At 43.0% G+C, this 12,568-nt stretch carries 9 protein-coding genes and 2 riboswitches; all 9 genes read left to right on the plus strand.

Translation table 11 applies throughout. From position 1 onward, the window contains the following. Nucleotides 1-50: 50 nt before the first annotated feature. The 9 genes from CHL1_RS01500 (at nucleotide 51) to CHL1_RS01540 (ending at nucleotide 12,321) form a co-directional block, all read left to right on the plus strand. Nucleotides 51-698 carry a TetR/AcrR family transcriptional regulator gene (locus tag CHL1_RS01500; RefSeq protein WP_070371534.1) on the plus strand — a complete coding sequence of 216 codons (648 nt, stop codon included), beginning with the start codon at nucleotides 51-53 and terminating at the stop codon, nucleotides 696-698. Nucleotides 699-869: 171 nt separating this feature from the next. Further along, complete coding sequence (locus tag CHL1_RS01505; protein ID WP_070371533.1) at nucleotides 870-1,562, plus strand: response regulator transcription factor; 693 nt, start codon at nucleotides 870-872, stop codon at nucleotides 1,560-1,562. Next, nucleotides 1,531-3,639, plus strand: coding sequence for a sensor histidine kinase (locus CHL1_RS01510; RefSeq protein ID WP_250934435.1), 2,109 nt, complete (start codon nucleotides 1,531-1,533; stop codon nucleotides 3,637-3,639). The genes CHL1_RS01505 and CHL1_RS01510 overlap by 32 nt, the downstream gene beginning before the upstream one ends. Before the next feature lie 214 nt (nucleotides 3,640-3,853). After that, nucleotides 3,854-4,606, plus strand: a complete 753-nt coding sequence (locus tag CHL1_RS01515; protein ID WP_070371531.1) for a DeoR/GlpR family DNA-binding transcription regulator — start codon at nucleotides 3,854-3,856, stop codon at nucleotides 4,604-4,606. Then, complete coding sequence (gene pfkB / locus CHL1_RS01520) at nucleotides 4,603-5,544, plus strand: 1-phosphofructokinase (RefSeq protein ID WP_250934436.1); 942 nt, start codon at nucleotides 4,603-4,605, stop codon at nucleotides 5,542-5,544. The genes CHL1_RS01515 and pfkB overlap by 4 nt, the downstream gene beginning before the upstream one ends. Next, nucleotides 5,531-7,441 carry a PTS fructose transporter subunit IIABC gene (locus CHL1_RS01525; protein ID WP_228880883.1) on the plus strand — a complete coding sequence of 637 codons (1,911 nt, stop codon included), beginning with the start codon at nucleotides 5,531-5,533 and terminating at the stop codon, nucleotides 7,439-7,441. Before pfkB ends, CHL1_RS01525 begins: the two co-directional genes overlap by 14 nt. Before the next feature lie 195 nt (nucleotides 7,442-7,636). Then, nucleotides 7,637-9,073: a YDG domain-containing protein gene (locus CHL1_RS01530; RefSeq protein WP_250934437.1), complete on the plus strand. Its 1,437-nt coding sequence runs from the start codon at nucleotides 7,637-7,639 to the stop codon at nucleotides 9,071-9,073. Between the two features lie 191 nt (nucleotides 9,074-9,264). Further along, the gene (locus CHL1_RS01535; RefSeq protein WP_250934438.1) at nucleotides 9,265-10,818 is read left to right on the plus strand and encodes a hypothetical protein; all 1,554 of its coding nucleotides are present in this window, start codon (nucleotides 9,265-9,267) and stop codon (nucleotides 10,816-10,818) included. Nucleotides 10,819-10,995: 177 nt separating this feature from the next. After that, nucleotides 10,996-11,159, plus strand: a riboswitch (M-box (ykoK) riboswitch). A gap of 232 nt (nucleotides 11,160-11,391) precedes the next feature. Continuing rightward, the gene (locus tag CHL1_RS01540; RefSeq protein WP_070371526.1) at nucleotides 11,392-12,321 is read left to right on the plus strand and encodes a magnesium transporter CorA family protein; all 930 of its coding nucleotides are present in this window, start codon (nucleotides 11,392-11,394) and stop codon (nucleotides 12,319-12,321) included. A 62-nt stretch (nucleotides 12,322-12,383) separates the two neighbouring features. Next, nucleotides 12,384-12,512, plus strand: a riboswitch (FMN riboswitch). Nucleotides 12,513-12,568: the final 56 nt, after the last annotated feature.

Here is a 12,568-nt window from a genome sequence, read left to right on the forward strand (position 1 = left end):
GTATGAATTAAATGTAACTAAGAAAATGATTGATACAGGAAAGGCAAACCATGGCAACGTCAAGAAAAGGAACCCAAACAAAGAGTAATATTATTACAACCGCAAAGATTTTATTTTATGAGAATGGTTATAACAAAACCGGTATTCAGGACATCGCCGATCGCGCCGATGTCAAGCTGGGAACCATTACCTATTATTATAAAAAGAAAGATGATATGATCACCGATATCTACAATGTCTTCTTTTTAGCACTGTATGATTATGTTTCATCGGTTTCGGAGAATCTCAACCTTTATACCAAGTATTGTTATGCCCTGGTGCTGTATTATGAAGCGATATTAAATGATGAGCATAACAAAACGTTGTATTATGAAGTACTGGTAAAAAATGTCAATCCTCATGGACGAACCAACATTACCAACACTCTCAATCGCTCCTGTCTGGATTTTCTCAATAAGAATTATATCGAGGCCGATCTGGAAGTTATCGCCCGTTCCGAATATGGGGCCCGCAAAGAATTGTTTATTGATTTTTATGAAAAGAACATCAAATTTACCAGCCGAGCGATGATTTACTTTTTTATCCGGAATTTGTTCCGACTGATGAATTTAGATGGTGAAATGATTGAAAATACCATTCAGCAGGGCTTTGAGTTTTCCAACAAGAACAAACCAGAAGGCATTAAATTTTTAATCTAAAACATTTTTAAGGGCAGCAATCCATTGGAATGCTGCCCTTTTTGCGGTTTGATTGGGGAAACGTTGAGTCGGGTTTGATCGTAAGAATTTGTTAAGGAAATTCAGCGTTTTTTTGACAGAAGTTTGTGTTAAAGTTAGACCAAGATGAAACAGAAAGGCGGAAGCTTGCAAATGAGTATTTTAATCTGCGACGATGAAAAAGAAATCGTTGAAGCCCTGGAGCTCTATTTAAAAAACGAAGGCTATGCGATTTTAAAAGCCTATACGGGAAGAGAAGCCATCGCACTGGTGGAAAAAGAAGATATTGAGTTAATTATTATGGATGTGATGATGCCGGAGATGGATGGGCTACGGGCAACGATGAAAATAAGAGAAACCAAAAATATCCCAATTATCTTTTTATCGGCTAAAACTGAAGATAATGACAAGATCATGGGTTTGACCATGGGTGGTGATGATTACATAACCAAACCCTTTAACCCCATGGAGGTCATCGCCCGGGTCAAGTCGCAATTACGACGCTACAACACCCTCGGTGGTTGCCCCGAAAAAGTGGGAACCTACCGTACCGGCGGCCTGGTGCTGGAGGATGACTATAAACGACTGACAGTGGATGGTGAAGAGGTGAAACTAACGCCGGTAGAATACAAGATCATGCATTTTTTGATGTCGGAAAAAGGCAAGGTCTTTTCGATTGATCAGATCTACGAGAATGCCTGGGAAGAACCCGCTTACAATTCGGACAATACGGTGGCGGTGCATATTCGGCGGATTCGGGAAAAAATCGAGATAAATCCCAAAGAACCAAAATATCTAAAGGTGGTGTGGGGCATTGGCTACAAAATTGAAAACTATCTGGACTGATCAGAAATTTAAAATCACCTGTTCATTTTTGACGGTCGTATTGGTCACCATCAGTTTTGGTGCACTATTTGAAGCCTACTGGTTTAATTGGGATTATCTGGCCAATACCAATAATTATTTGGAGAGTGCAGAACTGCAAAATAAAGTTCTGACCGCCTACGATCATATCGATCAGGTTTATAATTTCTATCAGAGCGAAGAAAATATCCGGGCTGGAAATGCCATTGATCCTGCAGCGATGGAAGCCTATAAATGGGATATCTTAGCGGAGTTGGATCTTAATGATCCGGACGAAATGGGTGTCTCAACCGAATCGGAGATGCTCACTGATCCTGATTTCTGGGAACCTTACGCCGATGAGCTCGAGGCCCAAAAAAAACAACTGATTAACGAGGGGCTGTTTCAGTATGAACGACTAAAAAAAGAATTGGAGCAAACCCAGGGGTTATCCTACGTTATTAACAGCAAAGGGGTCACAAACAGTCAGCCTAAAGACGCTAATCCGGATGATTTGCTTAAACGACGGGTGAATTTCACCTATAACAAGGGGGCGATTTCCTCGACACTGCCTAAGATGGATCAATTCGAACCATTAGACTACGCTGTTGAACCGGATTTTCAGGTCATCATTGGATTTGATGATGCCTATATTGCGGAGCGGGAAGTATTGTATCAGGCTGAACGTCAAGAATTTCTGTGGCTAATGAGTATCTTTGTCGTGTCGCTAATTCTTGCGGCGATCGGTATGCTGCTTTCCTGTATTTCGGCCGGCCGCAAAAAAGACAACGAGGGAGTCCAGCTATTGCCGATTGATGCGTTCTGGATTGACGCCCACTTTTTATTATTGCTGGTGGTGGAAACCCTGGTCGTTGCCGCAATTGTCTTTTTCTATGATCAGAATTTTCCGCGGGTGGTTATGCTGATGCTCTTTGCTGTCGGGGCAGCGTTGGGGTTAAACTTTCTACTGTCATTGGTGCGAATTTTAAAAGATCGCCGTTTTGGGGAGCGATTGTTATTTTTGAAACTGATCAAAAAGGGATGGGGATTTATTAAAAACCAGTTCAAGAAACTGGCTGTCTATTACAATGATGTCATGAAAGGCTCGCCGACAGTTAAACGGTTGATGTTCTGGGCAATTCTGCTGGTGGTTCTGGCACTGTCGGTTCAGGTGCCGATTCTTGGTGTCTGCTCCTTTATTTGCATTATATATCTGCTTTATTTGGGTGGAATAAAAGCAAAAAAATATGATGGGATTCTGGAAGGGTTGGAACGCATAAAAAATGGTGAGGTTGACTATAAACTGATTGGCTATGATGGTGCTTTAGGTGAACTGGCGGATGGGATTAATGCCATTGGCGATGGCATTTCATTGGCAGTGTCTGAAGAAGTAAAAAGCCAGCGGTTAAAAACCGAGCTGCTGACCAATGTGTCCCACGATATCCGGACCCCACTGACCTCGATTATTACCTCCATCGATTTGTTAAAAAATGGAAACCTCGATCCAGAGGCAAAGCAGAAGTACTTGGAGATTCTGGAAAACAAGGCGCACCGACTCAAGGTGCTGACAGATGATTTGTTTGAAGCTGCTAAAGCGTCATCGGGTAACATTGAAGTGGAGTTCCAGGCGGTTGATCTGGAAATGCTGATGACCCAGGGTTTGGGTGAAATGGAAGAAGAACTTGGCAATTCCCAACTGGAGTTTATTACCCAATATCCTAAGGATCTTTTTGTGGTAACGGCAGATGGCCGCCTGCTCTGGCGGGTGATTGAAAACTTGCTTTTTAATATCCTAAAATATGCTCAAAAAGAATCCCGGGTGTATATTGAATTTTCAAAATGTGATGCCGACAAAACTGGAATAGTGGTCTTTAAAAATGTCTCGGCACAACCGCTCAATATCTCTCCCGAGGAACTGATGGAACGATTTAAACGGGGTGATGAAACCAGAAACAGTGAAGGCAGCGGTTTGGGACTTGCCATTGCCAAAGACCTGATGACGATCCAGCAGGGTGAGCTGAGACTGGAAATCGATGGTGACCTATTTAAAGCCGCCATCATCTTACCAATGGCAGAATAGGTCCGACGATAAAAAGTTCACAAAGATAGTATCAGAATCTGATGCTATCTTTTTTTAGTATTGAGAAAAAATGGGTAAGTAATAAACAAAAGCAAAATAGATGACAAAAAATGGATATCATGCACAAATATGATTTATTTTGACTAAAACTGATTTATTATGATTGACAATGGCTGAAAATGGTGATAAGCTTCAGAAAAAGAGGTGATTAAGGATGATTATTGAAGAACGACTGGCAAAAATCCTGCAAATGGTTGAAGAAAAAGGCGTGGTTACAGTTTTAGAATTGTCGGAGACCCTAAAGATTTCGGAATCAACAATCCGCCGGGATCTGACCACCCTTGACAACAAGAAAAAGCTACGAAAGGTTCATGGCGGGGCGGCGGTGATAAACGGCAGTTTTGCAGCCGCTGATTTTGACCTTCAACTCCGGGAAGACCATCATCGCGATGAAAAACAAGCAATTGGCAAATTCAGTGCGGGACTGATTGAAAAAAATGATTTTGTTTATATCGATGCCGGAACATCAACGGAAGCCATGGTTGATTTTATCAATGAAAGCGGCGCTGTATATGTCACGAATGGGATGGTTATTGCGGCAAAACTTGTTAAAAAGGGGTGTCGGACAATTATCGTCGGTGGTGAAATAAAACCCATCACTGACGCCGTGGTGGGAAGTGAGGCCCTTCATTGTCTGGGCAAATATAATTTTTCAAAAGGTTTTTTTGGCACCAATGGGATTGATCGGAAAGCTGGTTACAGCACCCCAGACCCGACCGAGGCCCAGGTTAAAAGGGAAGCTTTCAGCCGCTGTAAGACAGCCTATGTACTGGCAGATCCGTCGAAATTTAATCTGATTGCGCCAGTGAGTTTTGGTAAACTGGAACAAGCCGAAATTATCACAACCAGGCTGGGGAGTGAGAGCTATAAAAAATACACAAAGGTTTGGGAGGTGGATGGCAGATGATTTTTACGGTAACCTTTAACCCGTCTCTGGATTACATTGTGGGGTTGGACGCCTTTCGGGAAGGGGAGGTCAACCGCAGTGAATGGGAGCAACTCTATCCGGGCGGAAAAGGGATCAACGTGTCGATGGTTTTAAAAAACCTGGAGATCAGAAATATCGCCTTGGGTTTTATTGGCGGTTTTACCGGCAAAGAAATTCAACGGCGGATCAAAGATTTTGGATGCTATACCGATTTTGTGAAAATAAAATCAGGTATATCCAGAATCAACGTGAAAATAAAAGCCGACCAGGAAAGTGAAATCAACGGGCAGGGACCCGACATCAGTAAGAAAGAACTTGGGGAGCTGTTTAAAAAGCTGGAATCCATTGAAAAAGGTGATATTCTGGTTTTGGCAGGCAGTATTCCCGCCGCTTTGCCTGAAGATACCTACGAAAGCATCATGAAATTATTAGAAAACCGTGGGGTCAAAATCGTCGTGGATGCTACCGGTGAACTGCTACTTCGGGTGGTTAAATACCAGCCATTTTTGATTAAACCGAACAACCACGAGTTGGGGGAAATGTTTGGGGTTGTTTTGAACAAACGAGAAGATATTATTCTTTACGCTAAACGATTGCAGCAAATGGGTGCACAAAATGTGTTGGTATCGATGGCTGGAGAAGGTGCCATTCTTGTGGATGAAAGCGGCAAGGTTCATGAAATGAAGCCGCCCAAAGGGATTGTCAAAAACTCCGTTGGTGCAGGCGATTCGATGGTGGCTGGGTTTATTGCCGGTTATCTTAAAAGTCAGGATCTGCAGGACGCCTTCCGGATGGGCGTGGTAACCGGAAGTGCATCGGCATTTTCAGAAACCTTGGCGACCAAAGCAGAAGTCATGAAGTTGTTGGATGAATTATCACATAAAAACGAAGGGGCAAGAAAAAATGCGGATTATTGATTTATTAAAAGAAAAGGGTATTGATCTGGCCGGAAAACCAGCCAGCAAGGAAGAAACCATCCAAAAGTTAGTGCAACTAATGGCAAATACCGGAAATATTGCCGATCCAGAGGTCTTTAGAAAAGCGGTAATGGCCCGGGAGACAGAAGGATCTACCGGTATTGGGGAAGGAGTTGCAATTCCTCATGGTAAATCGCCGGTGGTGAAGGATGCCGGTTTGTCCGCCATGGTTGTTCGGGATGGAACTGATTTTGAGGCATTAGATGGTGAACCAGCCTATCTCTTCTTCATGATTGCGGCTCCGGAGGCGGCAAACACCCTGCATCTGGAAGTCCTCAGTCGGCTATCCACCATTTTGATGGATGAAGAATTCCGAACGAAGCTGATTGCATCAGCGGATGTGAAAACATTTTTAAAACTCATCGATGAAAAGGAACAGGAAAAGTATGGTGCGCCAGCAGCGGCCAAAACCCCGGAAATGACCAAAAACTATCAGCTCCTGGCAGTTACCGCTTGTCCCACGGGAATCGCCCACACCTATATGGCAGCAGAAAGCCTGGAAAATAAGGCCAAACAGATGGGGGTTACCATTAAGGTGGAAACCAACGGTTCCGGTGGCGTCAAAAATCAGCTGACCGCCGAGGAAATCAAAGCGGCCGATTGCATCATTATTGCTGCCGATACAAATGTCGAAATGGGCCGTTTCAATGGCAAACCAGTGATTCAAACCAATGTTGCCCGGGGAATCCATAAACCCCAGGAGCTTATTGAAGAAGCTCTGGCAGGAAAGGTGCCAGTCTATTCAGGTGGTGTCCAGAGTGTTGAAGATACTGGTGGGAGTGGCGAAAAAGAAAGTGTCGGCCGGAAAATTTACAAAGATTTGATGAATGGCGTTTCCCATATGCTGCCCTTTGTTATCGGTGGCGGGATTCTAATTGCATTGGCCTTTTTGTTCGATGACTACAGCATTGATCCGTCAAAATTCGGAAGCAATACCCCATTTGCCGCCTTCCTGATGCAGGTGGGAGGGACGGCTTTTGCTTTCATGTTGCCGGTTTTAGCGGGTTACATCGCCATGAGTATCGGTGATCGACCGGCTCTGGCTGTTGGTTTTGTCGGGGGAATGTTGGCGAACACTGGCGGTGCCGGTTTTCTGGGGGCCTTATTGGCGGGTTTTGCCGCTGGCTATCTGGTATTGGGACTCAAAAAAGTGTTCGCTAAACTGCCAGCCAGCCTCGAAGGGATTAAGCCGATATTGATTTATCCCTTCTTTGGTATTCTACTGATTGGCGCCTTGATGGTCTTTATCATCAACCCACCAGTGGCGGCCCTGAATGCGGCGCTCAGTGCGGGGTTAAACAGCATGGGTACATCCAGCAAAGTTATCTTGGGTATTGTCCTTGGGGGGATGATGGCCGTTGATATGGGGGGGCCGGTTAACAAAGCGGCTTATACCTTTGGTTTGGCATCGTTGGCTACTGGTCAGTTTGATATTATGGCAGCGGTGATGGTAGGTGGTATGGTTCCGCCACTGGGGATTGCCCTGGCTACCACCATTTTTAAAAATCGTTTCACTAAAAAAGAGCGGGAAGCGGGCCTGGCAAACTATGTCATGGGTCTATCCTTTATCACCGAGGGTGCGATACCTTTTGCCTCAGAAGATCCCCTCCGGGTGATTCCTTCCTGTATTGTCGGTTCGGCTCTGGCCGGAGGATTATCAATGTTCTTTGGCTGTACGCTAATGGCCCCTCACGGCGGAATCTTTGTCTTTCCGCTGGTGGGAAACCCGTTTGGTTACGTCATTGCCCTGGTGGCCGGATCGGTAGCCTGTATGCTGATGCTCAGGATCTTAAAAAAACCGAAAACCAGCGACAGTGATGAACTGGAAATTGCATAGACAACCCAAATTAAAACCTGCTGTAAAGGTGGGTTTTAATTTGTTCTTTTTATGTAATGATTGTAAACAAATAACAACAAAGTAAATTCTAAACGAACAATGATCGGGTTTCGTTGTGAACAGTGCTGCAAATCGGTATAATTGGAAATGAGTATCTAAGATATTGAGATAATTTATAATACAAGGAAGTATCCAATGAAAAAGACCAAAAGAATCAGGCTGTTTATATGCCTAGTCTTGACGATCATTTTGAATGGTGCGTGCTTTCCAATCGGCATTCTGGCGGAAGACCAAACTGAGCAAGGCCCATTAACGCCAGTGATTGTCTTCTCTACCGATGTTGTTTATACTGGAAATCCCCAGGTTTTGGCAGCTGTTAATCCAGCACCCGATGGGCCTGAGCTTGATTTTGAACGAATCGAGATCACTTACAAAGGGATTTTGTCAAATGGCGAAGCATATCCATTATCAACGATTCCACCGTCAGAGTCAGGTACCTATATGGTATTTGCGGCATATCGGGGCGATGAAAACTATCAAAAAATTGATAATCAAAAAGAAATTAAAATAAAGCCCATTGAGCTTAAAACGTCACAATTCTTCACCGAAAAGCCGATTACCAAGATTTATGACGGCAATACCAGTGTGCCCGAAGTTGCGCTGAAGGGTTTAGGGAATAGTGGCGTTGTTGATGCAGATAAAAATAAGGTGGCATTTAATTATCGAACTGCCAATTTTTTATTTAAAGATGTTAAACCGGCGACTGCCAATCTGGTTATTTTAAAAGAAATCACAATCGCTGGCAACAAGGCCAAAAATTATATTATTGTTGATGAAAATCAGGGAACAAAGCCACTATCAAGCATTGATATATCTTTGGTAGCAGGTATTTTACCAAAACCGGTGGAGGTTTTCCTTGTCGGTCAGGATAAGGTTTATGATGGGACGCCAAACCTTCATGATTATAAACTGACTGTCAACAAAACGGATCTGATCCGGGGGGAGGATTTGGGCGCCTTTGGAGCTGAAAATTTTTATCCCTATTACGGGGACGTGAATACTCAGCAAAAAGACGTGGGCAATTATTATGTCTGGGCAACCGGAGGATTTTACTTATCAGGAATAAACGGAACGAATTCCGACAACTATACAATTTATAGTCAAACGATTATTTCCAAGAGTAAATATGCTATTACCCCAGCCTCAGTAACAGTGATTCCAAATTATGTTTCAAAAATTCAGGGCGAAGCAGATCCGGCACTAACGTATACGGTTTGGCAGGATGATTCAGGTGATGGTTTTGTTAAAGGTTTATATGGGAATGATGTGATGTATGGCGCATTAGAACGGGAAGCCGGAGAGGCGGTTGGCACCTACGATGTTTTGCTGGGAAGCTTGAATAATTCCAACTATCGCATTCGTTTGGCCGATAATGCAGATAAATTTGAAATTATTAAGAAAGAAGATGTGGTTGCGGTCTATGGGGGTAATGATTACAGCAATGGCGGGAATAGTGTGGTAGAAAAAGAAGAAGAATCGCCGGTACCCTATATGGGTATTGCGCTACTGTTACTTTTACTGATTGCTGGAGCCATTTTCTTTGGCAAGAATCGGCTGACAAAAATGGATTAGTGTAAAATAGAATGTAAAGAAAGAGATCTGTTGGAGAGGGCAGATCTTTTTTTGTGTCATGAATTGAATAAAGCCAGAAAAGAAAGTGAATCAGACAGAAAAAAGAAACGTTTACAGCAATTATGTGATAAAATAAATGGTAATAAAACAATAAACGAAACGAATTTTAATCAGTTGGAAAGGAAACGAAAATGAATAATGAAAAATCAGGCAGACGGTTTTGGCGAACCGGATTGATGGCAGTATTGGTTCTGCTCTTGCTGCCCATGGGCATTTGGGCGGAGGTTGATGGAAAAATGGCGACGACCGTATCGATAGCCAGTTCGCCCTCCTCGGTGACGTTTAACACGAATGCTGATGAGCTGGATAAGGCGGTATACAAAGCGATGAACATCGTGGTTGTCGATGGTGATTCGAATAAAATCGCTTTTACTGCCGATGATATCAGTCTTGATTACAATCGACAGGTTGGAACACAAAAAATAACGGTTACCTATAAGGGGAATGATCAGTACGAAACCAGCAATGCAACGGGGACGATTGTTATCAATGATGTGCCCAAAAAAGATACCCGGCTAGTGCTCAAAGCTAATCCACCAGCAGTGGGATATTCCGCAGATACGGCAACCTTGGATAAGGCAGTATATGATGATCTGGTTATCCAAGTGGTAGATGGGGATTCCAATAAGGTAAACTTCTCCCCCAGTGATATTACCCTGACCTACAATCATGCGGTGGGAACCCAGAATGTAGTCGTTGCCTATAAAGGAAACTCACAATACAATCCGAGCCAGGTTAATGCCACAGTTCAGATCACCGGAAAACAGGATAGTAAGGTATCCGTTGCTGCGAAGCCCCCAGCGGTCGCTTATACCAGCGATTCGGCAAAACTGGATTTAGCTGTCTATCAGGCCTTGAGTATCGTGGTTGTTGATGCGGGGAACAACAAAATCAGTTTTACGGCAGCTGACATTGATTTGAGCTACAACCGGGCTCCGGGAAAACAGGATGTAACCGTAAAATATAAGGGCAACGATCAGTTTTCGCCAAGCACTGCCACCGGAAATGTTGAAATTACCGGGAAGGTGGATCCACCAGCACCAACTAAAGAAAACACCTCTATTAATTTGGCCAAACCGCCGATTGAAGCGGCCTATACCACTGATTCAGGAAAATTGGATGCTACTGTTTATCAAGCATTGACCATTCAGGTCGTTGACAGCAAAGGTAAGGCAATTAATTTTACAACCACCGACATCGAACTGAGCTATAACCGGGTGCCCGGTGAGCAGCCGGTGACGGTAAAATATAAGGGGACGGATCAGTTTAACAGCAGTACGGCTACTCAAACAGTAACCATCACCAGTAAAGATGACAGTTCGCTGATTGTTTCCCAAAATCCGCCCAGTGTAGAATACGATGATAATACCAAAAATCTCGATGATGCGGTATATCAGGATCTGTGCGTTGCAGTAGTGGATGATAACAATAATAAAATTGAGTTCAATCGGGATGATATCGAGCTTGATTATACCAGAGCAGTTGGTGAGCAGGAAGTTATTGTCAAATATAAAGGCAATAATTATTTCAAAAGTGCAGTGGCCACCGTTCGGGTAAATATTGTTCAACCGGATTCGCCCAATCCCTGGTTAATCGCCGGTGTAGCCGGAATAATTGGGGCTATTGTGGTTGTTTTGGTGATTATTGGCGTGGTCGTTTATCGAAAAAAGCATAGTGCTTCTTAATTAATTTAGATAGAATGATCGGTTAAAAGGATCTGTTTAATACAGATTCTTTTTTTTGCAGAGTCAGCTATAATTGGCAACATGGTCAAAGGGTTAATTTATAGCGGCTTATCTTAAAAATCATTGACAACGGTGAGATAAAAAGATATAGTTAATTTGGAATAATAATAAATAAAATGTTTCTTTTGTTAGGTGAGGCTCCTATACAGATATGGCTGCTGCCCGGAAACATCGAAAGATGCCAATGGGTCAACAGGTACTATCGAATTAAGGTTTTACTTAATGCAGTTGGGCAATGCCCTATGCTGTATAGTGCCAAAACTCAACGAATGGAGGAATCATTATTTTTGCTGTGCGAAAATCTCCTCCATTAAAGAGGAGTTTTTTATTTTTTAACCAAAGAACCACAGGTAAAGTTGACAAATGGTTTATCATTGGTGCAAATTCGAAAAAAGGAGTGAGATAGGATGGACGCAGACCCTGGAGAGAAGCGTATAAAACAGAATGAACAAAAACTGAGCGCCCAAAATATCTTACGGATCATGGGCTGCTCTTAATAAAAGGAGGAAAGCAATGATCAAAATCTACAAAACAATTGATGGTAAGATTCAAGAAATTGAAACCATTGAAAAGAACAGCTGGATCAACATGGTTAATCCAACTGAAGAAGAATTGCAGTTTATTACCAGAGAATTAGCAGTGGAACCAGATTTTCTGCGAGCTGCCCTGGATGAAGAAGAGATTTCCCGGGTGGAGCTGGAAGATAATAATCAGGCACTAATCACCATTGACGTTCCAGTCATTGAAAAAGATACCAAATTGGTGCTTTACACCACCATCCCAGTTGGGATCATTCAAACCGCTGATAATATTATTACGGTCTGCTTAAGAGGAAACACCCTTATTGATGATTTTACCAAAGGCCGAGTAAAAAATGTCCACACTAATTTGAAAACCCGTTTTATCTTCCAAATCCTCTACCGAGTGGCCAGTCGGTTTTTGATTTACCTGCGCCACATTAATCGGATGAGTACCGATATTGAGCGGCAATTGCACATATCCATGAAAAACAAAGAACTGATTCAACTTCTTGATCTAGAAAAGAGTCTGGTGTTTTTCTCGACATCCCTGAAAGCCAACCAGGGGGTTTTGGAAAAACTGGAACGGGGTCGGATTATTAAGCTTTACGAAGAAGATAAAGAACTGTTAGAAGACGTGCTGATTGAAGTCCAGCAGGCTATTGAGATGTCCAATATTTATGCCAACATTCTCAGCGGAACCATGGACGCCTTTGCATCGATTATTTCAAACAATTTAAATATTGTGATGAAGATATTAACCTCATTAACAATCTTAATGGCGATACCAACGATGATTGCCAGTTTTTTCGGAATGAACGTTGAAGGGTTGCCAATTCCCAACTTCTGGAGTGTGGTATTGATTTCGATTGCCTGTACCGGAGTAGCCGCCTTTGTGCTATTCAAGAAAAAGATGTTTAGTTAGTGCGGGCTAAAAATTATCATTGACAAAGAAATTCAAGCGGGTATATAATTAAATAAATAAATAGTCTGTTTCAGGGCGAGGTGTAAGTCCTCACCGGTGGTGATGCGTAAAAGCGATAAGTCCACGAGCCGAAAGGCCGATCTGGTTAGAATCCAGAACCGACGGTATAGTCCGGATGAAAGAAATGGCGTACAATTTTACGCGCAAAGCCCTTGAAAAGAAATTTTCAAGGGCTTTTTAAGTTGAC

The organism is Acetobacterium wieringae (assembly GCF_023700225.1).
Classification (GTDB): Bacteria; Bacillota; Clostridia; order Eubacteriales; family Eubacteriaceae; genus Acetobacterium; species Acetobacterium wieringae.